We start from the raw sequence: 24,801 nt of genomic DNA, 5'->3' as shown, positions 1-24,801 counted from the left end.
GCCGCCCGTACGGCAGCAACTGGGAGGATCAGAGCCATGGATTCCCTGACGATTACCGGCCCGTACGGTGCGATCCCGATTCGTGTCTATCGCGCCGCCGCCGGGTCGGAACCGAGCCCGGCACTGGTCTGGGCGCACGGGGGTGGCTTCGCGTGGGGCGACCTGGAGATGCCCGAGGCGCACTGGGTGTCCCAACAGGTCGCGGCGCGCGGCATCACCGTGATCAGCGTCGGATATCGGCTGGCACCGGTGTCGGCGGCCCTGACCGACAGCGAACCGGCCCGCGACGGGGTGCTCTTCCCGGTGGCGTCCGAGGAGGTCGCCGCGGCCTTCTGCTGGGCCGCCGATCAGGCGACCGCGTACGGCATCGACGCCGACCGGCTGTCGTTGGGCGGGGCGAGTGCGGGAGGCGCCCTCGCCGCGGGGGTGGCGCTGCGGCTGCGGGACGCCGGCGGCGCACAGCCGGCGTCGCTGCTGCTGGCCTACCCGCTCGTGCACAGCGTCCTACCGGAACCCAGCACCGAACTCGCGCAGAAGATCGCGGTGCTGCCCGCTGACACACGGTTCGAGCCCGACGATGTGCGGGCGATGAACCTCAACTACGTGGGCGACCCCGCCGGGCTCGACAACCCCTACGCGTTCCCCGGCGGTCACGATCTGGCCGGCCTGCCGCCCACGCTCGTCTTGAACTCCGAGCACGACAGCCTGCGCGCGTCGGGGCAGGCCTTTGCGGCGGAACTCGCGCTGGCCGGCGTCGATGTCACGGTCTGCCAAGAGCCGGGAACCCGGCACGGCCACCTGAACGAGCCGGAGAACCCGGGCGCCCAAGCCAGCCTCCGGCGCATGGCCGCCTGGCTCGACGGCTCCAACAGGGGGTGAGTCAGCTGAGCGCCTTGGCGGGGATGACGACTTCCTTGAGGATCAGCAGAATGCCGGCCGCGACGGGGATGGCGACGAGCGCCCCGGGCAGGCCGGCGAGCGTGCCGCCGGCGAGGGCGGCGATGAGCACGATGGAGCCGGGAACATTGACCGCCTTGCTCATGACCCTCGGGGTGAGAATGTACGCCTCGATCTGCATATAGATGAGCATGGCGATCAGCACGACAAGCGCCGCGGTCGGCGAGACGAACAGCGTGAGGATCGTCATGAACGCCGTCGTCAACACCGTGCCGATCAGGGGGATCAGGGTGATGAAAAACGCGGAGACCGAGATGACCAGCGCGAACGGGTTGCCGACCAGGGTCAACAGGATGAGGCTGAAGGTGGCGTTGAGGAACGCCAGCACCACCATGCCGCTGAGGTACCGGCCGATGTTCTGCATGATTCGCTCGGCCAGCCCCACCACCCGTTCGCGGTGCGACGCGGAGACCAGGGTGTAAATCGCCGCTTTGGAGGAGTCCAGCGTGGCTGTGAAGTAGATGGTCAGGATGAAGATGAACGTTGCCGTCGAGATCGCGCTGATCACGGCGACGCCGACTTGCAGGAGACCACCGCCGATCCCGGTCCAGGTGGCCGGGTTCGTGAGGAAGTCGACCACGCCGGAGTAGATATTCGTCAGCAGTCCGCCGCTGCCCGACGACGCCTGCTGGAACCAGTCTTCGGCGCGCAGATCGGCCAGCATCGCCGGCAGGCCGTTCACGAAGGCGACGGCCTGGCCGATGACGAGCGGCAGGACCAGCGAGAGCAGGCCGACGATGACCAGCACAAAAAGCAGGTTCACGGTGAGGATCGCACCGCCGCGCTTCATGCCGCGACGTTCGAACCACCGCACCAACGGATCCAGGCCGAGGGTGATGAACGCGGCAGCGAACACCGAGAAGACCACGGTCCCGATTCCGGCGACGGCGGCGGCGATCACCAGCGCCGCCAGCACGCCGAGAGTGGCGACGAAGGCCCATCGAAATGGATGGTCGGCGAAGGCGTTCGCACCGGTTCCGAGGCGTTCGCGGAGCCGGTTCTTCCGTTGCAGTGTGGTCACGGCGTCAACCTACTCCCGTGCCCGGGCACCGGTCGGCGTTCAGCCGCCGGCGAGATCGAGACGCATGAAGGTGCTGTGCGGGTCGAGAACGTAGTCCGCGAACGGGACGCACTCGGTGAAGCCGTGCCGGTCGTAGAGCCGCCTGGCCGGCGCGAAAAAGTCCTGGCTGCCGGTCTCGAGGTAGAGCCGCTCGTATCGGCGGTGCCGGGCCGCGTTCACGATCTCGCCGAGGAGGGCCGCGGCGATGCCCCGTCCGCGCGCGGCCGGCGCGGTGCGCATCGACTTGATCTCACCCTCGGTGGGGGTCAGCTGTTTCAGAGCCCCGCAGCCGAGCAGGACGCCGTCCTCCCGGGCCGTCCAGAACGAGACCTCCGGCGCCGACAGTGCCGAGTGGTCCATGGCGTGCACGCTCTCGGCCGGTGAGGTGGCGAACATGTCGGCCAGGTGCTCGTCCAGCAACAGCAGCACGTCCGTCCGGGTCGGGGTCTCACGCGCGATCTGAATCATGGCCAATAACCTACCGGCCCCCGCGAGGGGTGAACGGCGTGGCCGTGAGGCCGGTCACAACGGCCACCTCGCGGCTGGCAAGCCAGGCATCCAGTTCGGCTACCGGCACGGGCGGGGAAATGAAGAAGCCCTGCGCGACGTCGCACCCGTGGCCGGCGAGGTCTGCGTAGGCGACGCTGCTCTCGACACCTTCGGCCACCATCCGCAGGCCGAGGCTGTGCGCCAGATCGATGGTCGAGGCCACGAGCGCGGCCGCGCGCGGATCGTCGGCCATCGGCATCACGAAGGACTTGTCCAGCTTCAGCTCGTCGATGGGCAGATCACGGAGATACGCCAGGGAGCTGTAGCCGGTGCCGAAATCGTCCACGGCGATCCGCACCCCGAGGTCACGCAGCCGGGTGAGGATGGCGTGTGCCCGTTCCCGGTCTCCCATCAGGAAGTCTTCGGTGATCTCGAGCACCAGAACTGAGGGAACCAGCCCGCGCGCGGCGACCATGTCAGCGATGCGATCGGGCAGTTCAACGTCGACGAGTGAGCTTGCCGAGAGATTGACCGCCACAGACAGCGTGCGCCCTTGCTCCTGCCAGCGAGCGGTCTGATCCAGGGCCTTCTCGAACACGATCTGCGTCATAGCCGGCATCAGCCCGGCCTCCTCGACGAGTGCGAGGAAGGCATCCGGGTAGAGCAGCCCGCGCACCGGGTGATCCCAGCGCACGAGGGCCTCAACGCCCCGGACGGTGCCGACAGCAAGATCGACCTTGGGCTGGTAGTGGAGCAGCAGCTGGTCTTCGAGCAGCGCCGTGCGCAGCTCCGCCAGGGTGCGTAACCGCTCGTCGCCCTGGCCGTCGTCGTCGCGGTAGACGTGGTGCCCGCCCCGCGTGGACTTCGCCCGGTACATGGCCATGTCGGCCTTGCGCAGCAGCAGGGTGAGGTCCTCGCCCTGCTCGGGGTGGAGGGCAATTCCGATGCTGGCGTGGGCCTGCAGGGTGATGCCGGCCAGGGTGAACGGTTCGGCCAGTGCCGTGCGCAGCTTCACGGCGACGCTCTCGGCCGCGGCGACATCGCATCCGTCGAGGTGGATGGCGAATTCGTCCCCACCCAGTCGGGCCAGCAGATCGGCCTCGCGCAGCTGCGCCGACAGTCGCCCGGCCACCACCCTGAGCAGACCGTCGCCAACGTCGTGTCCGAGGCTGTCGTTGACCTCCTTGAATTTGTCGAGATCAAGCAGCAGGAGCGCACTGCGGCGTTGCCGATCGGCGGCCAGCCGAGCGGGCACCTCGGCGTACAGTGCGCGCCGGTTGGGCAGGCCGGTGAGCTCGTCCGTCATGGCTTGGCGGTGCATGTCCGCGAGCCGGATCCGCTGCCTGAACACCAGGGGAACCGCGGCCAGCACCAGGGTCAGGCTGGCGAGCGCCACCGCGAGCGGCGGGACCTCCACCTCGCTTGCCAGGATCAGGACACCCAGCCCGGTGGCCGTGGCCAACGCCGGCACGGCCTGCGCGGGAATCGACAACGCCGGGACGGGTCGCGTCCTGTCGGCGCGGGCGGATACGTCGATCCAGCACGCGATAAAGGCGAGGCCGATGGCCCAGCCCATGTCGAGTGGGGTGCCCACGACGTACAGGTCGGTGAGTTCCAGCAGGGCGTAGGTGACGTCGGTGGCGGCAAACGTCATCAGGCCCAACACGAGCAGGATCCATCGGGGACCCGCGTTCCGCCCCTGGGAGGCCCCGACCCCGACGAAGACGGCCACGAGCAGCAGATCGGCCAGGGGATACGACACCGCGACCGCAGTGGCCAGCGAGGCCGGTCTGTCTGCGACGGGGCCCAGGATGGGATTCAGCAGCACGGCCAGCACGGCTGCCGCGGCGACGCTGCCCAGGGCGCCGTCCAGCGCAACGGACCAGGCCATGTCCCGCGCTTTCCGGCGCACCAACACCACCAGCGCAGCCATCATCAGGGGGCAGAAGGCCAGGAACCCGATGTCGGCGAGCGACGGGTACGGCAGCGTCACGCCGAAGCCTGCCGAGAGCACAAAATAGATGTTCCCGACCGCCCAGGAGGTCACCGCTGCCGCAGCGAGCACCAGCTCCAGCTGGCCGAACCGGGTGCGGTGGAGGGCCCGCACGCAGACGAAGATGGGAACCACCATTGCGAGCAGCCCCAGCCACCCGTCGACGAGCGGGCTGAACTCGGTGTCACGTCGGAGCAGGATGGCGACGAAGAACGTCGCCAGCAGGAGCGCCATGATCCAGATCGGCCACGAGGCGAACCGCCCACCTGACCGTGTCTGTTCACCCTGCGCCGCAGATGTAGTCGCCGCCATCGCCGCCCCCAGACTTCGTCTACTCACGTTAGCCGTCACATGGTGCTTCCCGGCACACTCTCGCCAAACCCGACGACGACGGGGCACCGGGGCGTGCCGGGCGCTATTGGTCGGCGTGCTCCTCGAGGAACCTGTACACCTCGGTGTCGTCGACGCCGGGGAAGGTGCCGCTGGGCAGCGGCGAGAGCACGTGCGCGTGCAGCCGGGCGCTCGGCCAGGCCTGGCCGTCCCAGCGGGCGGCGACCGCGCCCGACGGGCGTCGGCAACAGGACTCGTCGGGGCAGCGAGACACCGCCCGCTGCGTGGTCTCCCGGCCGCGGAACCACTTGGCCTGCGCGAACGGGGCGCCGACGCTGATCGAGAACTCGCCATCCGAGGTGCTGCCGGTCTGGGTGGCGCACCAGAAGGTGCCCGCCGGGGTGTCGGTGTACTGGTAGAACTCGGTGGTGCGGTTGGTGTGCGTGAACGCGCTGCGGGCGCTCCACTGCTTGCAGACCAGCTGGCCCTCGATCGACCCGGTCACGTCCGCGGGCAACGGCAGGCCGTCGTTCTCGTAGCCCTTCTGCAGCGCGCCGTCGCCGGTGACCCGCAGGAAGTGCACGGTCATGTCCAGGTGGGTGGTGGCCAGGTTGGTCAGCCGCAGCGCCGCGGCCTCGTGGGTGACTCCGAACGCGTCGCGCAGGTCTTCCACCGAGAGCACCCGCTCCCGCTTGGCATTCTGCAGGAACGTGCGAGTGGCCTCCAACGGCATCAGGCAGCAGGCGGCGAAGTAGTTGATCTCCAACCGCTGCCAGAGAAATTCGGCGTAGCTGGCCGGGCGCTCGTGACCGAGCAGCCGGTGCCCCATCGCCTGCAGCGCCATCGACCGCAGCCCGTGCCCGCCCGGGATCGACGCCGGCGGCAGGTAGATGCGGTGGTTGGCCAGGTCGGTCACCGACCGGGTGGAGTGCGGCAGGTCGTTCACGTAAATCAGGGTGAAGCCCAGCTGCTCGGCCATCACGCTGACCTCGCGGTGGGTGAGCGCGCCGGAGACGTGCCCGGAGGCGCGCACCCGCTCCTCGGCGAGTTTTTCGATGTCGGGCATGTAGTTGCCGCGTTCACGCATCCGTTCGCGCAGTTCGGTGTTGGCCCGGCGGGCCTCCTCCGGGGTGGCGATGGCCTCACTGGCCCGACGGGCGAGTTCGCGGTGCAGGCCCACGAGAGACTCGATCGCCGGCAGCGGCATGCCCTTGGTCACCTTCACCTGGGGCAGGCCGAGCGCACCGTAGAGCGGATTCTTCTGCGCCCGGGCCAGCTCGATCTCCAGGGCCGCCCGGGTGTTGGGCGCCTCACCGCTGAGCAGATCGGCCAGCGGCACCCCGAGGGCCTGCGCTAACTGCTGCAGGACGGAGAGCTTGGGCTCGCGCCGGCCGTTCTCGATCAGGGAGAGCTGACTGGCCGCCAGACCTACCTGCTCACCGAGCTGGTCCAGGGTGAGCGCGCGCTCGCTCCGAAAGTGACGGATGCGATGACCCAGGGTGACGAGGTCGGAGGCCGGCGTTGGCATTCCTTAAGCATACGTAAAGAACCGTGATTCTTAACGACTGTTTTCCGGTTCCTGACCCCGATTCGGTCGCATTCTTAATGCACAGGACGAAATTAGCGCTCCTGCCCCACTCTTCCCGCCCCGTCCGCATCCTGAGGAAGGCCAGACCATGACCGTCACCCACCCCGTACGCAGCGACATCCGCGCCCACACCGCACACGCGACCCAGACCTCGGCCGCCACCGTCTCCGGTGTACCCACGGGCACCACCGACCCCGCCCTGCGGGCCTGGGTCGACGAGATTGCCCGCCTCACCCGGCCCGACGCGATCGTCTGGTGCACCGGCACCGCGCAGGAGGCCGACGGTCTGTCCAAACAGCTCGTCGACGAGGGCAAGCTCATCCGGCTCAACCCGGAGTGGCGGCCGAACAGCTTCCTCGCCCGCACCAGCCCGACCGACGTGGCCCGGGTGGAGGACCGCACCTTCATCTGCTCCACCGACCCCGATGACGCCGGCCCCACCAACAACTGGGCGGAACCGAAGGCGATGCGCGCCGAACTGAACGGCGTCTTCGCGGGCAGCATGCGCGGCCGCACGATGTACGTCGTGCCGTTCTCGATGGGACCGCTCGGCGGCCCCATCTCGCAACTCGGCGTGGAGATCACCGACTCGCCCTACGTGGTGCTGCACATGGGCATCATGACGCGGATGGGCGCCGCCGTGCTGCGCCTGATCGAGGCGGGCACCCCGTGGGTGCACACCGTGCACAGCGTAGGCTTCCCGCTCGTCGACGGTGCCGGCGTCCGCCGGGCCGACGTCACCTGGCCCAGCAACGACACCAAGTACATCGTGCAGTTCCCCGAGGACCGCGAGGTCTGGTCGTTCGGCTCCGGCTACGGCGGCAACGCCCTGCTGTCGAAGAAGTCGTTCGCGCTGCGGATCGCGTCGGTGATGGCCCGTGACGAGGGCTGGCTGGCCGAGCACATGCTGCTGATCAAGGTCACCTCACCCGAGGGCGGCACCTACCATGTGGCCGCCGCGTTCCCCTCGGCCTGCGGCAAGACCAACCTGTCGATGCTCAAGCCCACCGTTCCGGGCTGGACCGTGGAGACCATCGGCGACGACATCGCGTGGCTGCGCCCCGGCGACGACGGCCGGCTCTGGGCGATCAACCCCGAGGCCGGGTTCTTCGGCGTGGCCCCCGGCACCGGTGAGACCACCAACCCCACCGCCGTGCAGACGGTGTGGGGCAACACCATCTTCACCAACGTCGCCCTCCGCGACGACGGCGACGTGTGGTGGGAGGGCCTGACCGACACACCGCCCGCGCACCTCACCGACTGGGAGGGCAACGCCTGGACGCCCGCCAGCGGCCGGCCGGCCGCGCACCCCAACTCCCGATTCACCGTGCCGGCGGCGCAGTGCCCGTCGATCGCCGACAGCTGGGAATCCAGTGGGGGAGTGCCCATCGACGCGATCCTGTTCGGCGGCCGCCGCGCCACCAACGTGCCGCTGGTCGCGGAGGCCCGCAGCTGGAAGCACGGCGTGTTCATGGGCGCCACCATCTCCTCGGAGAAGACCGCCGCCGCCGAAGGCACCGTGGGGGAGCTGCGCCGAGACCCCTTCGCAATGCTGCCGTTCTGCGGCTACAACATGGCCGACTACTGGGCGCACTGGCTGCGGGTCGGCCGCGGACTGGGCGTCAAGGCGCCCGCGATCTTCCAGGTCAACTGGTTCCGCAAGGGCGAGGACGGCAGCTTCCTCTGGCCCGGCTTCGGCGAGAACTCCCGGGTGCTCGAGTGGATCATCCGCCGGGTCGAGGGCAGCGTCGACGCCGTCGATACCCCGATCGGGCGGATGCCGGAGCCTGGCGCCATCAACGTCGACGGCCTCGACGTGACACCGGATGCCCTCGAGCAGCTGTTCCGCATCGACCCGGCCTCCTGGCTGGCCGAGTGCGACCTCACCGAGGAGTTCTTCGGCCGATTCGGCGGTCGGGTGCCGGCCGCGCTGCAGTCCGAGCTCGCCAGTCTGCGCTACCACCTCGCCACGTAGCGGCATCCGCAAATAAGGAGATAGTGAGCTTTTTTAGGACGGAATAGGCCGCGGGAGTCCTTCTAAAGTCACTATTTCCTTATTTGCGGCCGTGGCGCCCAGCTGGCGCAACACCGGGGCCGTGCTCTCATCGGCGGCCCGCGTGACGGAATAGGATTCAGTCATCCCGAGGTAAGCGATGAGGTGAATCCGTGTTTTCAGATGGCGATCTGCGGCCGCGGCGCGGCACAAATCTGCCCCGGATGGGCGACTTCAACTCCGCCGTCGTGCTCGACGCGATCCGCCGCTCGGTCAACGGCCTCAGTCGGGTGGAGCTCGGGCACTCCACCGGCCTGTCCGCACAGACCGTCTCAAACATCTGTCGTCGGCTGCTGGACCAGGACATGGTGCTAGAAGCCGGCAAGGCCAGCAGCGGTCCCGGCAAGCCGCGCACGATCCTGAAGCTGAACCCCGGCGGCGTGTATGCCGTAGGGGTGCATCTCGACCCCGCGGTCATGACCTTCGCCATCCTCGACCTCACCGGAGCTGTCGTGCACCGCTCGCGCGAGGCCACGCCCGCGGCCAGCGACCCTGAACACGTCGTCCGTCACATCGCGGAGGAGATCGAGCGCCTGATCCGCGAGGCCGGAGTGGACCGGGCGAGGATCGCCGGGCTTGGCGTCGCGACGCCGGGGCCGATCGATCCCGAACGGGGAACTGTCGTCGATCCGCCGCACCTGCTCGGCTGGCACCTGGTGCCGCTTCGCGATGCCCTCGCCCAGGCGACCGGCTTCGAGGTGATCGTCGACAAGGACGTAACCGCCGCCGCCGTGGCCGAGATGTGGGCGGGTGGGCCCAGCGGGGTCGGCAGCTTCGTGTTCTTCTACCTCGGCACCGGCATCGGGGCGGGTCTGGTGCTGCGGGACGAGGTCGTTCGCGGTAGCTCGCACAATTCCGGAGAAATCGGCCACATCGTTGTCGATCCGGACGGTCCGCCGTGCGGCTGTGGGCTTCGGGGCTGTGTCGCGGTCACCTGCACCCCGCAGAGCCTGGTGCGGGCCGCCGTGCGGCTCGGCGTGCTGACCGCCTCGAAGCCGAACGCGGATGCCCATGAGATCGATGGGCGGTTCTCGGCCCTGTGCGAGCTTGCCGAGGGCGGGTCGGATGCGGCGTTGGGCGTCCTGGAGCAGTCCGCCGGCCGGGTTGCCAAGGCGGTGTCCGTGCTCACGAACCTGCTCGACGTCGACCGGGTGGTGTTCGGCGGTCCGTACTGGACGCGGCTGAGCGAGGTGTACCTGCGCCGGCTACCCGGCCTGTTGGACGAGCTGACGGTCGCCAGGAGCATCCACCGAATCGAGGTGGCCGGCACGGGCGTCGGCGAGGACGTCGGCGCGGTCGGCGCCGCGTGCCTGGTGCTAGACCACGCGCTCGCTCCGCGCGCAGCCCGATTGATCCTCGGTTAGTCACAGCTCGGTAAAAGTCCCGTCAGGCTCTTGTGCGAATTTATCCATTCGATTTAGTATTTCCGTATGCCACCTGCCGGTATCTGGGCCGGTCAGCGTTTGGGGGGCACGAGCTGGAGCAAAGGAGCACCATGCATCGCAACGCAAAACTCGCCCTGTCCGTGTTGGCGGCAACCTCGATGGTTGCGCTGGCGGGCTGCACGGCTGCCGGTGGCAACGCCGACGGCGACAGCCAATCACTGAAGATCGTGTACCAGAAGACCGATTCCTTTACGGCTCTGGACGAGCTGTTCACGAAAATAAAGCCTGAGTTCGAAGCCGCCAACCCCGGGGTCATCGTCGAGCTCGAGCCGATCCAGGCCAACGACGACGACTACTCCACCAAGCTCGCGCTCTCGCAGAAGTCCACCGAGACCGCACCTGACGTGTTCTACGAGGACACCTTCCGGCTGCGCTCCGACATCGACGCGGGCTACCTGCTCAACATCGACGACCAGCTCGCCGACTGGGACGAGTGGGCGCAATTCAACGAGGGAGCGAAGGCCGCTGGGATGGGTGACGACGGCAGCGTCTATGCGGTGCCGCTTGGCACCGACACCCGGGGCATTTGGTACAGCAAGCCGGTCTTCGCCGCCGCCGGCATCGAGTTGCCGTGGCAGCCGGAAACCTGGGACGACATCCTGACGGCCGCCCGCGCTATCCAGGAGACCCAGCCCGACGTGGTGCCGTTCAACATGTACGCCGGCAAGGGCACCGGCGAGGGCACCGTGATGCAGAGCTTCTACGAGTTGCTCTACGGCACCGGAGACACCCTCTATAACGAGGACGACCAGAAATGGGTGGTCGAATCCCAGGGGTTCAAGGACTCCCTCGAGTTCCTAGAGACGCTCTACGCGGAGAAGCTCGCCCTTGATCCGTCCGAGGCGCTGGACCCGAACGTGTGGAAGAAGGTCTTCGGCGAGTTGTTCCCGCAGGGCAAGCTCGGCGGCACCGTCGAAGGTTCCTACACCCCGTCGTTCTGGCAGACCGGTGGCTCGTACGAGTGGCCGGCGTACACCGAGGACATGGCCGTCGCGACGTTCCCCACCCAGAACGGTGAGGAACCCGGGGGTGTGAGCATGTCGGGTGGCTGGACCCTCGCGGTGGGGGCGAAGACCGCGAACGCCGATCTCGCGTTCGATTTCCTCGCCCTGGCCGTCAGTCAGGAGAACGCCCTCTGGTACGCGATCAACAATTCCCAGATCGCCGTGCGCACGGATGTCGCAAGCGAACCGACCTACCTCGCCGCGAACCCGTTCGTGGCCGACGTGACCGAGCTGGTGGATGTGACCCACTACCGCCCCGCGACGAGCGACTACTCCAAGATCTCCGCTGAAGTGCAGGCGGCCACCGAGGCCGTCATCACCGGGCAGATGAGCGTGGATGAGGCCGCCGCCGCGTACGACACCGCCGTGGAGGGCATCGTGGGCGCCGACAAGGTCACCACGAAGTAGTCCATGACCGCCAACACCGTTTCCCGCCCTCCTCGTGAGACCGTGACCGGGTCGGGACCCTCGGGTTCCGGCCCGCGCCGGCGGCCCCGGGGCCGCACCCTGACCCGGGTGCTGCCCCTGGCGCCGGCCGTTGTGCTCCTCGCGATTTTCTTGCTCGGGCCGGTCATCTGGTCGTTCTACGGCTCCTTCACCGACGCGGCCCTCACCGGCTCGAGCGCGCAGGACCCGCAGTGGGTGGGCCTGGACAACTACCTCACCCTGTTCACAGACCCGGTTTTTCCGCTGTCGCTGTGGCTGACCTTTGTGTTCGTGGTCGCCTCCGCCATCGTCGGCCAGAACTTCCTCGGGCTGGGCATCGCCCTGCTGATGAACCGGGCCAGCAAGGTGGTCAGCGCCGTGGTCGGCACGGCCGTCGTCGCGGCCTGGGTGCTGCCCGAGATCGTCGCCGCCTTCGTCGCCTACGCCTACTTCAGCGAGGACGGCACCCTGAACCAGGTGCTCGCCGCGGCGGGGATGACCGGACCGAACTGGCTGTACAGCTTTCCCATGCTCTCGATCATCCTGGCCAACGCCTGGCGGGGCACCGCGTTCTCGATGATGGTCTACCGGGCGGCGTTGAACGATGTGCCGGTAGAGGTGACGGAGGCCGCCATGATCGACGGCGCCGACGGCATCAAGCGCCTCACCTGGATCACCATCCCGATGATCAAGAACAGCATCGCCACCAACCTGATGCTGATCACCCTACAGACGCTGTCGGTGTTCACCCTGATCTGGGTGATGACCGCGGGCGGACCCGGAAACGAAAGCACCACCCTGCCGATCATGGCCTTCCAGGAGGCATTCAAGTTCGGTGACATCGGCTACGGCACCGCCATCGCGACGGTCATGCTGCTCATCGGTGCCGCTTTCTCGCTTGTCTACATTCGGGCGCTCCGCCCAGAAAAGGTCTGAGCCGATGACCGTCAGCACCCTCGCAACCTCGGTGGCCTCGCCGCGCAAGGCCACCGCCGCGATCCTGGCCAATGCCGTTCTCATCGTCATCGCGCTGTGCTTCCTGCTGCCGCTGGCCTGGCTGGTCCTGGCCTCCCTCGACGTGAAGGCCACCTACCAGACCCAGATTCCCGAGCAACTGTCCCTGGACAACTTTGCCGCGGTGTTCAACCCCGAGCTGACGTTCCTGCCGCTCTGGAACAGCCTGCTGCTCTCCGGCGGCGCCGCCGTCGTCACTGTGCTGGCGTCGGTGCTGGCTGCCTACCCGCTCTCCAGGTACACCATGCGCTTCAACAAGCCGTTCATGTACGGGGTCCTCTTCGGCACCTGCCTACCCATCACCGCAATCATGGTTCCGGTGTACAGCCTGTTCGTTCGCCTGAATCTGCTGGACTCGATTCCTGCCACGATCTTCTTCATGGCGGCGACCTCGCTGCCGATGGCCATTTGGATGACCAAGAACTTCATGGACTCGGTTCCGGTCAGCCTGGAGGAAGCCGCCTGGGTCGACGGGGCGTCCGCGATGAACGCCCTCCGGCGCATCGTTGTGCCCCTCATGCGCCCCGGACTGAGCGTGGTGTTCATCTTCGTGTTCATCCAGGCCTGGGGCAATTTCTTCGTGCCGTTCGTGTTGCTGCTCTCGCCGAGCAAGCAGCCGGCCGCCGTGAGCATCTACAGCTTCTTCGGCCAGTACGGTGCCATCGCGTACGGTCAGCTCGCCGCGTTCTCCGTGCTGTATTCAGTCCCGGTGATTCTGCTCTACGTCCTCGTTTCCCGCGGCATGGGCGGGTCATTCACCATGTCAGGCGCGATCAAGGGTTAGGAACGGTACCAGTCATGCATGATGACAGCACGCTCGTGGAGTTGCGGATCAGCCGGTTCGTCCGGGAACGGCTCCGTCCAGCCCTCAACCGGGCCGCGGTGCCCCTCACCATCGAATCCTGGGATGCTCCGGGTGAGCCCGTACCCTTCATGGACGCCATCCGCCAGGACTACAGCCCGTTCGGTACCGGCCAAACCTGGGGGCGGCCGTGGGGAACGACCTGGTTGCACGTCACCGGCAGTGTTCCGGCCCAGTGGCCGGTCGACGACTCCCTACGGGTCGAACTCCTGGTCGATCTCGGCTTCAGCAAGGCGACGCCGGGGTTCCAGGCCGAAGGCCTGGTCTGGTCCCCGGACGGTGTCATCCTCAAGGCGGTCGAGCCCCGCAACCGCTCCGTCCCTCTGACGGTGGGACCCGGTGGGCGCATCGACCTCTACATCGAGGCGGCCGCCAACCCGGATGTCACCTCCGGCTTCACCTTCGTCGCCACCGATAAAGGCGACCCCGCCACGGCCGGAGCCAACCCGATCTACCGGCTCCGGCAGGTGGACGTGGTGCTCAAGGACCAGACCGTGTGGGAGCTCCTGCAGGATTTCTGGACCCTGACCGGTCTCATGCGTGAGCTTCCCACGGGTCTCGCCCGGCGGGCGGAGATTCTACGGGCGCTGGAACGCAGCATCGACGTCGTGGACCCTGACGACGTCGCGGGCACGGCGTCCCGTGGACGCGCCGCGCTCGCCGAAGTGCTCGCCCGACCGGCGAACGCGAGCGCCCACCATCTGCACGCCGTGGGCCACGCCCACATCGACAGCGCCTGGCTCTGGCCGGTGCGGGAGACCGTGCGCAAGGTGGCACGCACCTTCTCCAATGTGCTGGCCCTGATCGAGGCGAACCCGGACTTCACCTTCGCCGCGTCATCCGCCCAGCAGTATGCCTGGCTCAAGGAGCACTACCCGGAGCTGTTCGCCAGGGTCAAGGCGCAGGTCGCGGCCGGCACGTTTGTGCCGGTGGGTGGGATGTGGGTGGAGTCGGACACCAACATGCCCGGTGGTGAGGCGCTGGCTCGCCAATTCGTCGCCGGGAAGCGTTTTTTCATGGAGGAATTCGGCGTCGAGCCGCTGGAGGTGTGGCTGCCCGACTCGTTCGGCTACTCGGCGGCGTTGCCGCAGATCGTGGCGGCGGCCGGGTCCCGGTGGTTCCTGACCCAGAAGACCTCCTGGAACGAGACCAACCTGATGCCGCACCACACCTTCCGCTGGGAAGGCATCGATGGCACCCGGATTTTCACCCACTTCCCTCCCGTCGACACGTATAACGCGGAGTTGTCGGGGGAGGAGCTGGCGCGAGCGGAGCACCAATATGCCGAGAAGGGGTCGGCCAACACGTCGCTCGTGCCATTCGGATGGGGGGACGGCGGCGGCGGACCGACCACGGAGATGATCGCCGCCGCCCGCCGAACCGAGTCGCTGGAAGGCTCGCCGACGGTGGAGCTGTCCAGCCCGCGACGCTTTTTCGAGGCGGCCGAGGCCGAGTACCCCGAGCCGCCGGTCTGGCTCGGCGAGTTGTACCTCGAGTTCCACCGGGGCACCTACACGTCCCAGGCGCGCACCAAACGCGGCAACCGCCGCAGCGAGCACCTGCTGCGCGAGGCCGAACTGTGGGCGGCCACGGCATCCGTGCGCTCGGGGGTCGCGTACCCCTACGACTTGCTCGAGCAGACCTGGCACACCGTGCTGCTGCAACAGTTCCACGACATCTTGCCCGGCTCCTCCATCGCCTGGGTGCACCAGGAAGCCGAACGCAACTACGCCGCCGTCGCCGACACCCTGACCGACCTGATCGAGACCACTGTGCGGCAGCTGTGCTCCACCGGCGACAGCACCGTGCTGCTGAACGCGGGCCCGTACGCCCTTGACGGCGTGGCGGGCCTGGCCGGCGCGGATGCCGCCCACCCCGATCCGGCGGCGCCGGCGGCTGACGTCACCCTGACCCGCACGGCGGCCGGCCTCGTGCTCGACAACGGACTCGTGGCCGTCACCATCGACGCCGATGGGCTCTTCAGCTCGGTGTGGGACGTGATCGCGCACCGCGAGCTGGTGCCGGCGGGTTCCCGGGGCAACCTGCTGCAGCTGCACCGGGACACCCCCACCCAGTGGGACGCCTGGGACATCGACGAACACTACAAACGCAACACCGTGGACCTGACCACGGCGGAGTCCGTCGAGGTGATCCTGGACACGCCCGACCGGGCCCGCGTGCGGGTGACCCGTGCCTTCGGGACCTCCCGCGTGGTCGAGGACATCACCCTGTCGGCGGGGTCGCCGGCGGTGGACCTGCACTTCGACCTGGACTGGCACGAACGGCAGAAGCTGCTCAAGCTGGCCTTCCCGCTCGACGTGAACGCCGACCGGGCCGCCTCGGAGATCCAGTTCGGCCACGTCTTCCGGGCCACGCACACCAACACCTCCTGGGATGCCGCCCGGTTCGAGACGGTGGCGCATCGGTGGGTGCACGTGGGCGAGCCCGGCTACGGGGTGGCCGTGGGCAACGACTCCACCTACGGACATGACATCAGCCGGTCTCCGGACGGCGCCGGCCGGTCCGCGACCACGGTGCGGCTGTCGCTGCTGCGCGCGGCGGTGTTCCCCGACCCCGCCGCCGATCAGGGCCGGCATGAGCTGCGGGTCTCCCTGCGGGTGGGCTCCGGCATCCCCGAAGCCGTGGCCGAGGGGTACCGGCTGAACCTGCCGCTGCGCACCGTGACCGGGGTGGCCGACGCTGTCGTCGAGCCCCTGCTCCGGGTCGACAACCCGGCTGTGGTGATCGAGGCGGTCAAGCTCGCCGAAGACCGGAGCGGGGATGTGATCGTGCGGCTGTACGAGGCGCACGGCAATCGGTCGACGGCGCGGCTCATCCGGCATTTCGAGGCGACGGATGTGGTGGAGACCGACCTGCTCGAGCGCCCGCTGGCCGAGCCCCGCGTCGAGCTCGCCGCCGGGGCGCCGCTCCCGGTGGAGTCGCACGCCCTCACCCTCACCCTGCGCCCGTTCGAGATCGTCACGCTGCGCTTCATCCGCCGCCAGTAACTCGCGAAAGCGGCCACGTGGTCGTGTCGCGGGTGCGGAGGCAGCCACGTGCCCGCTCTCGCGGGGAGAGCGGACCTCGCGGAAGACCTCGCGAGTGCTGTTAGACCAGCAGCTGGTGCTTGGCCAGGTCGCGGTACAGCGGGGTGGAGAGCACCAGCTCGGAGTGGGTGCCGGTGCCGACGACCTCGCCGTGGTCCAGGACCACGATCTGGTCAGAGTCGACCACGGTGGAGAGCCGGTGCGCGATCACGATCAGGGTGCGGTCCACCGCCACGGCGTCGATGGCCTCGCGCATCAGCTGTTCGTTCATGCCGTCCAGGCTCGAGGTGGACTCGTCCAGCAGCAGGATCGGCGGGGCGGCGAGCAGCGCCCGGGCGATGGCGAGGCGCTGGCGTTCGCCGCCGGAGAGTTTGACGCCGTCTTCGCCGACCGCGGCACCGAGTCCGGCCGGGTCGCGGTCGAGCACCTCGCCGAGGTTCACGGCGTGCAGCACGGCCACGCACTGCTCGTCGGTGGCGTCCGGCGTGGCGAGGGTGAGGTTGTCGCGCAGCGAGCCGGCCAGCACGGGGGCGTCCTGCTCCACGTATCCGATCTGACCGCGCAGGTCGGTGCGGTCCAGGCTGCGGATGTCGAGGCCGCCGAGCCGCACCACGCCGGAGTCGGCGTCGTAGAACCGCTCGATCAGCGCGAGGATGGTGCTCTTGCCGGCACCGGACGGGCCCACCAGGGCGGTGCGCAGACCGCGGGGGGCGCTGAACGAGACGCCGCGCAGCACCGGTGCCGGGGTGGCCGGGCCGACAGCAGGGGCCGTCGTATCGGTACCGGCGAACTCGGTGGAGGCGTCGGGGGTGCTGCCGTCCTCGGCGGCGAGGACCGCCTGGGCGACCGGGCCGGGGCGCACGGCAGCCAGCTGCTCGCCGGTGGCGGCATCCGTCGTGGCGAGCACGGTGGGGGCGTAGTGGAAGCGCACGTCCTCGAACGAGATCGCCGGCGCCTCCGGGTTGACCTTGGCGTTCGCGGCGCCCACCACGATGGCCAGCGGCGCGATGTCGCGGTCGAACTGGTCTTCGCTGGGCAGGTCGATGATCTCCTGGATGCGGCCGAGGGCACCGAGCGCCGAGTTGACCGAGGTGATCGCGCCGAAGAACTGGCCCAGCGGCATGATCATCATGAACAGGAACAGGATGAACGACACCAGGTCGGCGATGGTGATGCTGCCGTCCGCCACCCGGAAGCCCCCGACGCCGAGCACCACGAGCAGCGACACCTGCAGCGCGATGCCGGCGATCGGCACGACCAGGGCCGAGACCTTGGCGACCTTGATGCCCATCTGCCAGGCACCCTCGGCGTCCTTTTCGACCACCGCGATCTCGCGGGCGGTGGCGTTGGCGGCGCGCACCGTGCGTACGGCGCTGATGGCCCGTTCAACGCTGGCGGCCAGGTCGCCGACCTTGGTCTGGGCGGCCAGGCTGGCGGTGCGGATGCGCCGGGACAGCAGCACCACGGTAACCACTGACACGGCGATCACGAGCACCGTCAGGCCCAGCAGCACCGGGTCGATGATGAGCATCGCGATGATGGCGCCGATGAACGTGAGCGAGCCGCCGATGGCCTCCACGGCGCCCTGGGTGAGCACGGCGCGGAGCAGGGTGGTGTCCGAGCTGACCCTGGAGACCAGGTCGCCGGTGCGGCGGGCGTCGAACTGGCTGATCGGCAGGTTCAGCATTCGCCCGATCAGGCGGCGGCGGCTGGAGAGCACCACGCCCTCGCCGGTGCGCTGCAGCAGGTAGTGCTGGTAGCCGCTGATCAGCGCGGAGACCACGACGAGCGCGACGAGCCCCGTGACAATGTTGTCCAGCGGGTCGCCGGCCTCGACGAGGGTGATCACCTGGCTCACCAGCAGCGGCTGGGCCAGGCTCGCGGCGGCGCCGAGCACGCTGAGCACTACGACAACGCTGAGCACGGCCCGGTGTTCGGACAGGTAGGGCAGCAACTGGCTGAAGGATGCCCGCGGCCCTTCGGTCGGGGCGCCGCGGCGGCCCATCCGGGAACGTGTTCTGGGTGCGGGGGTGTCGGACGCGGGGGTGCTGGTGCCGGGGGGTGTCGTACTCACCAGTCGAGCTTAACCGGCGCCCGCGCGGATGCGGGCCTCGCCGGGTGCAGGCTAGCCACGGCCGTACTTCTTGTGCACGGCCTGCCGGGAGACCTCCAGGGCCAGGGCGATCAGCTGCCAGGGTGCATTGGCGTTGCGTGCCCGCCGCACGGCCAGGGCCTCGGCGCGGTCGAGTTCGCCGCGCATCCGCTTGATTGCCCGCAGTGTCTCGATCGGGTCGCCTGAGCCGGCGTCGCCCACCAGTGTTCGTCCCGTGTCATCCAACATGTGTCAACCGTAATTGACAGATCCAATTCGTGTCAACTCAAATTGACATCCGATTGCGCGAAAGCGGCCGTGTGGCTACCTCAGCGAACTGAGACAGCCACATGACCGCTTTCGCGAGCTCTAGTGCGAGCGTGGGCCGAGCCGCGCGGGTCAGCGCTCGAGGTCGAGGTCGCGGGTCTCGCGGCTGAGGTAGAGCGCCACCAGGGTGATCAGGCCCATCACCGAGAGGTAGATGCCCACCCAGAACGGGCTGCCCTCGCCGAGGGTCCACAGCCACACGGCGATGAACGGGGCCACGGCCGCACCGAGGATCGAGCTCATGTTGTACGCGAACGCGGAGCCCGTGTAGCGCACGTGGGTGGGGAACAGCTCGGGCAGCAGCGCGCCCATCGGGCCGAACGTCATGCCCATCAGGGTGAAGCCGAGGATCAGGAAGATCATCACGCCGAGGAACCCGGCGCCCAGCAGCGGCACGAACAGGAACCCGAACACGACGATTCCCGCGGTCACCCAGAGCAGCGTGCGGCGGCGGCCGAACCTGTCCGCCCATGGCCCGGAGGCGAGGGTGAAGATGCCGAAGAACACGACGCCGCCGATCATCATCAGCACGAACGTGGTGTAGCTGTAGCCGAGGCCCGCCACCGGCGCATCCGTGGCGGCACGGCCGTAGCTGAGGCTGAACGTGGTCATCAGGTAGAACAGCACGTAGGTGGCCAGCATGATGAAGGTGCCCAGGATGAGTTCACGCCAGTTGGACTTGAACACCGCGGCGAGCGGCAGCTTGGCGACCTTCTTGGTGGTGACGATCTTGGTGAAAGCGTCGCTCTCCACCAGGCGCAGGCGCACCCAGAGGCCCACGATCACCATGACGGCGCTGAACAGGAACGGCACCCGCCATGCCCACTCGAGGAACGCATCCGACGGCCGGGTCGGGTCGTCGGAGGGCAGCAGCAGCGCGATGAGCAGGAACAGGCCGTTCGCGATGATGAAGCCGAGCGGGGCACCGACCTGCGGGAAGGTGCCGTACCAGGCGCGCTTGCCCTTGGGGGCGTTCTCGGTGGCCACCAGGGCCGCGCCGCTCCACTCGCCGCCGAGGGCGAAGCCCTGGGCGAGGCGCAGGATCACCAGCATCGCCGGGGCGAGCCAGCCGACCATGGCGTAGGTGGGCAGCAGCCCGATCAGGAACGTGGCGATCCCCATCGTGAGCAGCGCTCCGACCAGGGTGGCCTTGCGGCCCTTTTTGTCGCCGAAGTGGCCGAAGAACAGGGCGCCGAGCGGCCGGGCCACCATGGCGGCGCCGAACACCGCGAAGGAGGCGAGCAGGGCGGCGGTCTCGTTGCCGGACGGGAAGAACAGGTGTGGGAAGACCAGCACCGCGGCGGTGGCGTAGACGTAGAAGTCGTAGAACTCGATGGTGGTGCCGATGAGGCTGGCCAGGATGACGCGGCTGCGAGGATTCGTGGGCGCGGGGGCGACGGACGTGGCCGCCGCGGTGGATGCTGACATGAGTGTGGGCGCTCCGAATGAAGGAAATGGCGTGGCTGAGTCTGGGCGCGAGACGGCGGTCAGTCGTCTGGGGCGGACGGGGTGACGCTCAGAAAGACGGCGGCCGCTTGTGGCGGCCTGGTTCACCCTACATTCGGGTGGTCGTGCTGGGCGAATCCGTTTCGGTCGTGGTGCCCGACCGGAGCGGCGAGACGCGGGGGAGGGCCACGGTGACGTGGGTGCCGGTGTGGCCGTCCGACTGCAGGTCGATGGTGCCGCCGAGCCTGTCGACGAGTCCCTTGGTGAGGGGGAGCCCGAGCCCGGTGCCCGCCAGCAACTCGGCGCTCGCCGATCTGAAGAACCTGTCGAAGACCCGCTCGATGTCCTGCGGCGGGATGCCCACTCCGTTGTCGCTGACGGTGAGCAACATGCCGTCGGTGTCGGTCGTGCAGCCGACCCAGACCTGCCCGTGCGGGGGAGTGAACTTGACGGCGTTCGAGACCAGGTTCGTGAGAACCCGACGCAGGTCGGACGCCGAACTGCGCACATCGAACGGTCCGGCGCCGTACTCGGCGGTCAGGCTCACCCCGGCGGCGTGCGCCTGCGGGGCCTGCTCCTCGACACATTCGGCCACCAGCGCCGCCAGGTCAACGGCCTCGTCCTGCCCGGTGTCGGTGTGGGTGCTCATTTTGGAGAGGTCCAACAGGTCCTCCACCAGCTGCGCCAACCGGTGCGAGTTGCGCACGATCACCCGGGTGAACCGGGCCTGATCGGCGTCGAGAGTGGTTTCCTCGAGCTCCTCGGCAAAGCCCAGGATGCTCGTGATCGGGGTGCGCAGCTCGTGGCTGACCGACGAGACGAAGTCATCCTTCTGCCGGTTGAGCTCGCGCAGGGCCTGCACCACCTCCCGTTCCCGGCTGAGGACGTCGTCGCGCTGGGCCAGCTCGGCGGCCAGCAACAGCATCGAACTCGCGAAGGTGACCAGGAAGATTTGCACGTACGGTCCGCTCGTGCCGGTGGCGCCGCTCTGCGCGGCGCTGAAGTAGCCGATCCCGAGCGAGGTGAGCCCCGACGCGACCAATGCCGTGCCGCAGACTTCCCAGGCCACGATCCGGATCCCGAACCTGAAGGCCGCCCAGGTGAGCAGCGGCAGGATGAGGAAGGAGATCGGCAGTGACCGGCCCGGCCCGTACACCACTCCGAGCACCAGCATCATGGCGCCCACCTGGATGAGCAGCTCCAGGCGACGCTCCGCCCGCGCCTGGCTACGGCGCACCAGGGCAAGAGGGACGAGCACAAAAACGGCGAAGGCGTGCGACGGGATGGCGGCAAGCAGCACCGGGCCGAACGAGGCGCCCTCGAACAGCGTCACCGTGCTCGCGGCGACGAGCCCGATGGCGACGGCGCCACACAGAACGGCGATGGTGAACCGCAGCACGTCCCGCACGGTGTCCAGGCGGGCCGGTTCGTCCCGGCGAGCGACGATGGCGCTGAACACCCAGGCCTCGAGGGCGTTGGCGAGACCGAAGCCGAGGGCAACCGGCAGGGGACGGCCGCCGCCGAGGTTCGCGGCCACGGTGACCACGGCCACCAGTATCGCCACCACGGCGCGTTCCCGGCCCCTGGCTACACACATCGCGAGCACGGCGGCGGCCGCGGCGGGCCACCACTGGGCGACACCGGTCGGCGAGGGCGGCGCCGCGAGGGAGGCCCGGCCGAGGCCGTAGGCCACCAACAGAAGCATAAGGATGGCCGCGTAACGCCAGCGGCGCGGCGCGGCCCACAGCGACACGACAAGATTGTTCACTCGCGTGGTGCCTTCCCCGTGAAGCCGACCGCGGCGCGATTGGATATTGTCAACATAGTGTGTCGTGTGCCCAGTGCGGGTGACACGCGCTGAAGATAGACCGCCGAACCAGGGGACACGCCGTATGTCACGCATTTTGATCGTCGAGGACGACGAAGACGTCAGGGCCCTGATCGGCCACAAACTGCGCCGGGCCGGGCACGAGGTGTCCGAGGCGGGCGACGGTGAGGAGGGCCTCGCGGCCGCCCGCGCCGTCTCGCCCGACCTGATCGTTCTGGACTGGATGATGCCCAAGCTCACGGGCATCGAGGTGTGCGCGCAGGTGCGGGCCGACACCGCGCTGACCCAGCCGCGCATCCTGTTGCTCACCGCCAAGTCGCAGGACAGCGACATCGCGCTGGCCCTGGCGACGGGCGCGGATGGCTACCTGATCAAGCCGTTCCGCGCCAACGACCTGCTCGAACGGGTCACCGCGCTCCTCGAATCCCGCTAGGGCCTAACGCTCGCGGAGGGCCTTGAGCACCAGGGCCGTGGCCAGCGCCGCGGTGGCGGCTTCCTCGCCCTTGTCCTCCTTCGAGCCGGGCAGTCCGGCCCGGTCCAGGCCCTGCTGCTCGTCGTCGAGGGTGAGCACGCCGAAGCCCACCGGCTTGCCGGTGTCCAGCGCCACCCGGGTGAGGCCGTCCGTTGCCGCCGCCGACACGTACTCGAAGTGCGGGGTGCCGCCGCGGATGATGACCCCCAGTGCCACCACAGCGTCGGCGCCGTTCTCCAGCGCCACCTTGCTCGCCACGGGCAGCTCGAAGCTGCCGGGTACCCGCACGAGCGAGAACGTCGCCCCGGATGCCTCGAGCACCCGGGTGGCCCCGGCGATGAGACCGTCGGTGATCACGTCGTGCCAGCGGCCGGCGACGATCACCACCTCCAGCCCGGTGCCGTCGACGTCGATGGCGGGGGATCCTGCTCCACTCATAGTGCGAGTCCTTTCACGATCTGGTGTGCTGAGATTTCGTGGCCCATCCGGTCACGCTTGGCGGCGAGGTAGTCCTCGTTGTGGCTGCCCACGCCCACGACCAGCGGCACCCGTTCGGTGACCGTCACGCCGTAGGCCTGCAGCTGGCGCACCTTCTCCGGGTTGTTGGTGAGCAGCCGCACCGAGCCCAGGCCCAGTTCGTCGAGGATGGCGGTGGCCGCGCCGTAGTCGCGGGAATCGGCCGGCAGGCCCAGCGCGAGGTTCGCGTCGAGGGTGTCCAGGCCGTCCTCCTGCAGCTTGTATGCGCGGAGCTTGTTGATCAGGCCGATGCCGCGACCCTCCTGGCCGCGGAGGTACACCACCACACCGCCCTCGCGTTCGATGGTGTCCAGCGCGGCCTGCAGCTGCGGCCCGCACTCGCATTTGAGCGAGCCGAAGGCCTCGCCGGTGAGGCATTCGGAGTGCACCCGCACGAGGGCGCCGTCCCGCGGGCTGCCGGAGACGATGGCGACATGGTCGGCCCCGGTCATCCGGTCGCGGTACGCGCGAATCTGGAACGAGCCGTGTTCGGTGGGCACCGTGGTCTCCACCTCGAAGTCCACCCGCGGCGATTCGCGGATCGGGCTGACCGAGGCGAGGTCGTCGTCGCAGTGGAACTCCTGCAGGTGCGCGATGAGGTCGGCGATGGTGATCACCGGCACGCCCTCCCGCTCCCCGAGGAGGAGTAGCCCGGGTAGGCGCATCATCTCGCCGTCGTCTGCGACGATCTCGGCGATCCCGGCGACGGGGGTGAGACCGGCCAGCTTCATCAGGTCGACCGCGGCCTCGGTGTGGCCGTCGCGTTCCCGCACTCCGCCGTCCATGGCCCGCAACGGCAGGATGTGGCCGGGCCGGTTCAGGCTGGCCGGCGTCGAGCTGGGTTCGGCGAGCACCCGCAGGGTGTGCGCCCGGTCGGCCGCGCTGATGCCGGTGCTCAACCGGTCGGCAGCGTCGACGGTGACGGTGTAGTTGGTGCCGCGCGGGTCCTCGTTGTTGAGCACCATGACGGGCAGGTCGAGGGTGTCGGCGATGTCGTTGGTCATCGGCGCGCAGATGAAGCCGCTCGAGTGCCGCACGGTCCAGGCGATCCACTCCTGGGTGGCGAGTTGGGCGGAGATGATCACGTCGCCCTCGTTCTCGCGGCCCTCGTCGTCGGCGACGATGACGGGCTTGCCGAGCCGGAGTGCCGCCAGTGCGGTGGGGATATCGGCGAGGCTCATGGGGTGCTCCTTAGAACTGCGGATGGTGCGGATGTTTCGGTCGAGGGGGCTGCGGCGCTCGCCGCGAGGGCAAGCATCCGTTGCACGTGCCGGGCGAGGATGTCGGTCTCCAGATTGACCCTGTCGCCCACCGTCAGGCCGCCCAGGGTGGTGGCGGCGAGGGTCTCGGGGATCAGCGACACCTCGAACCACTGGTCGGGCTGGGCGGCCTCGGAGATGCTGCTCACCGTGAGGGAGACCCCGTCGATGGCGATGGAGCCCTTGTCCACCACCAGCGGCGCCAACGCCGGATCGAGGCTGAACCGCACGACCCGCCAGGCATCGCCGGGCACGACGGCCAGCACCGTGCCGGTGCCGTCGATGTGGCCCTGCACGATGTGGCCGCCGAGCCGGCCGCCCACCAGAGCGGCGCGTTCGAGGTTCACCGGGGTGCCCGCGGTGACGCCGGCGAGGGTGGACATCGACAGGGTCTGCGCCATCACGTCGGCGGTGAAGGTCGAATCGGTCTGCTCCACCACGGTGAGGCAGACACCGCTCACCGAGATGGAGTCGCCGTGTCCGGCGCCGTCGACCGCGAGCGGGCCGCGGATGGTGAGGCGGGCGGCATCCTTCGTTCGCTCGATGCGCTCGACGGTGCCGAGCTCCTCAATGATTCCGGTGAACATAGTGGT

The 24,801-nt window shown here is 68.7% G+C and carries 19 protein-coding genes; 8 read left to right on the top strand and 11 right to left on the bottom strand.

Annotation, left to right across the window (positions count from 1 at the left end; genetic code table 11):
* Positions 1-36: 36 nt before the first annotated feature.
* Positions 37-879, top strand: coding sequence for an alpha/beta hydrolase (locus E3O57_RS17370; protein ID WP_103478832.1), 843 nt, complete (start codon positions 37-39; stop codon positions 877-879).
* A gap of 1 nt (position 880) precedes the next feature.
* Here the strand turns inward: E3O57_RS17370 and E3O57_RS17365 are convergent, their stop codons facing one another.
* From E3O57_RS17365 to E3O57_RS17350, 4 genes are all read right to left on the bottom strand, one after another.
* A complete protein-coding gene (locus E3O57_RS17365) occupies positions 881-1,978 on the bottom strand; it encodes an AI-2E family transporter (protein ID WP_103459309.1) in 1,098 nt (365 codons plus the stop codon).
* 39 nt (positions 1,979-2,017) lie between these two features.
* Positions 2,018-2,485 carry a GNAT family N-acetyltransferase gene (locus tag E3O57_RS17360; protein ID WP_103478833.1) on the bottom strand — a complete coding sequence of 156 codons (468 nt, stop codon included), beginning with the start codon at positions 2,483-2,485 and terminating at the stop codon, positions 2,018-2,020.
* Between the two features lie 10 nt (positions 2,486-2,495).
* Positions 2,496-4,733, bottom strand: coding sequence for a bifunctional diguanylate cyclase/phosphodiesterase (locus E3O57_RS17355; protein WP_165787877.1), 2,238 nt, complete (start codon positions 4,731-4,733; stop codon positions 2,496-2,498).
* Between the two features lie 181 nt (positions 4,734-4,914).
* The gene (locus E3O57_RS17350) at positions 4,915-6,357 is read right to left on the bottom strand and encodes a helix-turn-helix domain-containing protein (RefSeq protein ID WP_103459312.1); all 1,443 of its coding nucleotides are present in this window, start codon (positions 6,355-6,357) and stop codon (positions 4,915-4,917) included.
* A 148-nt stretch (positions 6,358-6,505) separates the two neighbouring features.
* On the opposite strand from E3O57_RS17350, the gene E3O57_RS17345 reads away from it, so the two are divergent.
* From E3O57_RS17345 to E3O57_RS17320, 6 genes are all read left to right on the top strand, one after another.
* Complete coding sequence (locus E3O57_RS17345; RefSeq protein ID WP_103478835.1) at positions 6,506-8,392, top strand: phosphoenolpyruvate carboxykinase (GTP); 1,887 nt, start codon at positions 6,506-6,508, stop codon at positions 8,390-8,392.
* A gap of 242 nt (positions 8,393-8,634) precedes the next feature.
* On the top strand, positions 8,635-9,834 hold the full coding sequence (locus E3O57_RS17340) for an ROK family protein (protein ID WP_103478836.1): 1,200 nt from the start codon (positions 8,635-8,637) through the stop codon (positions 9,832-9,834).
* A gap of 131 nt (positions 9,835-9,965) precedes the next feature.
* Positions 9,966-11,327: an extracellular solute-binding protein gene (locus E3O57_RS17335; protein ID WP_103478837.1), complete on the top strand. Its 1,362-nt coding sequence runs from the start codon at positions 9,966-9,968 to the stop codon at positions 11,325-11,327.
* 3 nt (positions 11,328-11,330) lie between these two features.
* Positions 11,331-12,281: a carbohydrate ABC transporter permease gene (locus E3O57_RS17330; RefSeq protein WP_103478838.1), complete on the top strand. Its 951-nt coding sequence runs from the start codon at positions 11,331-11,333 to the stop codon at positions 12,279-12,281.
* 4 nt (positions 12,282-12,285) lie between these two features.
* The gene (locus E3O57_RS17325) at positions 12,286-13,143 is read left to right on the top strand and encodes a carbohydrate ABC transporter permease (RefSeq protein WP_103459317.1); all 858 of its coding nucleotides are present in this window, start codon (positions 12,286-12,288) and stop codon (positions 13,141-13,143) included.
* A 14-nt stretch (positions 13,144-13,157) separates the two neighbouring features.
* Complete coding sequence (locus E3O57_RS17320) at positions 13,158-16,229, top strand: glycoside hydrolase family 38 C-terminal domain-containing protein (RefSeq protein WP_103459318.1); 3,072 nt, start codon at positions 13,158-13,160, stop codon at positions 16,227-16,229.
* Positions 16,230-16,329: 100 nt separating this feature from the next.
* Here the strand turns inward: E3O57_RS17320 and E3O57_RS17315 are convergent, their stop codons facing one another.
* From E3O57_RS17315 to E3O57_RS17300, 4 genes are all read right to left on the bottom strand, one after another.
* A complete protein-coding gene (locus E3O57_RS17315) occupies positions 16,330-18,273 on the bottom strand; it encodes an ABC transporter ATP-binding protein (RefSeq protein WP_103478839.1) in 1,944 nt (647 codons plus the stop codon).
* Positions 18,274-18,393: 120 nt separating this feature from the next.
* On the bottom strand, positions 18,394-18,609 hold the full coding sequence (locus E3O57_RS17310; RefSeq protein ID WP_088455228.1) for a hypothetical protein: 216 nt from the start codon (positions 18,607-18,609) through the stop codon (positions 18,394-18,396).
* Positions 18,610-18,759: 150 nt separating this feature from the next.
* Positions 18,760-20,115, bottom strand: coding sequence for an MFS transporter (locus tag E3O57_RS17305; RefSeq protein WP_088455229.1), 1,356 nt, complete (start codon positions 20,113-20,115; stop codon positions 18,760-18,762).
* Between the two features lie 127 nt (positions 20,116-20,242).
* Positions 20,243-21,901, bottom strand: a complete 1,659-nt coding sequence (locus E3O57_RS17300) for an ATP-binding protein (protein ID WP_165787878.1) — start codon at positions 21,899-21,901, stop codon at positions 20,243-20,245.
* Positions 21,902-22,025: 124 nt separating this feature from the next.
* Between E3O57_RS17300 and E3O57_RS17295 the strand changes: the two genes are divergently transcribed.
* Positions 22,026-22,394 (top strand): response regulator transcription factor, encoded by a 369-nt coding sequence (locus E3O57_RS17295; RefSeq protein ID WP_103478873.1) that lies wholly within the window; start codon positions 22,026-22,028, stop codon positions 22,392-22,394.
* 3 nt (positions 22,395-22,397) lie between these two features.
* Here E3O57_RS17295 and ribH read toward each other — a convergent pair whose 3' ends face one another.
* From ribH to E3O57_RS17280, 3 genes are read right to left on the bottom strand one after another with little or no spacing between them, the layout of a single operon-like run.
* Positions 22,398-22,871: a 6,7-dimethyl-8-ribityllumazine synthase gene (gene ribH, locus E3O57_RS17290; protein ID WP_088455232.1), complete on the bottom strand. Its 474-nt coding sequence runs from the start codon at positions 22,869-22,871 to the stop codon at positions 22,398-22,400.
* Positions 22,868-24,130: a GTP cyclohydrolase II gene (gene ribA, locus E3O57_RS17285; RefSeq protein ID WP_103459321.1), complete on the bottom strand. Its 1,263-nt coding sequence runs from the start codon at positions 24,128-24,130 to the stop codon at positions 22,868-22,870. Before ribA ends, ribH begins: the two co-directional genes overlap by 4 nt.
* Positions 24,127-24,795 carry a riboflavin synthase gene (locus tag E3O57_RS17280; protein ID WP_103459322.1) on the bottom strand — a complete coding sequence of 223 codons (669 nt, stop codon included), beginning with the start codon at positions 24,793-24,795 and terminating at the stop codon, positions 24,127-24,129. The genes ribA and E3O57_RS17280 overlap by 4 nt, the downstream gene beginning before the upstream one ends.
* Between the last annotated feature and the right edge of the window lie 6 nt (positions 24,796-24,801).

The sequence above is a fragment of the Cryobacterium sp. TMN-39-2 genome, from assembly GCF_004402745.1.
Taxonomy (GTDB): domain Bacteria; phylum Actinomycetota; class Actinomycetes; order Actinomycetales; family Microbacteriaceae; genus Cryobacterium; species Cryobacterium zongtaii.
This window is presented reverse-complemented; position numbering and strand designations above follow the sequence as displayed.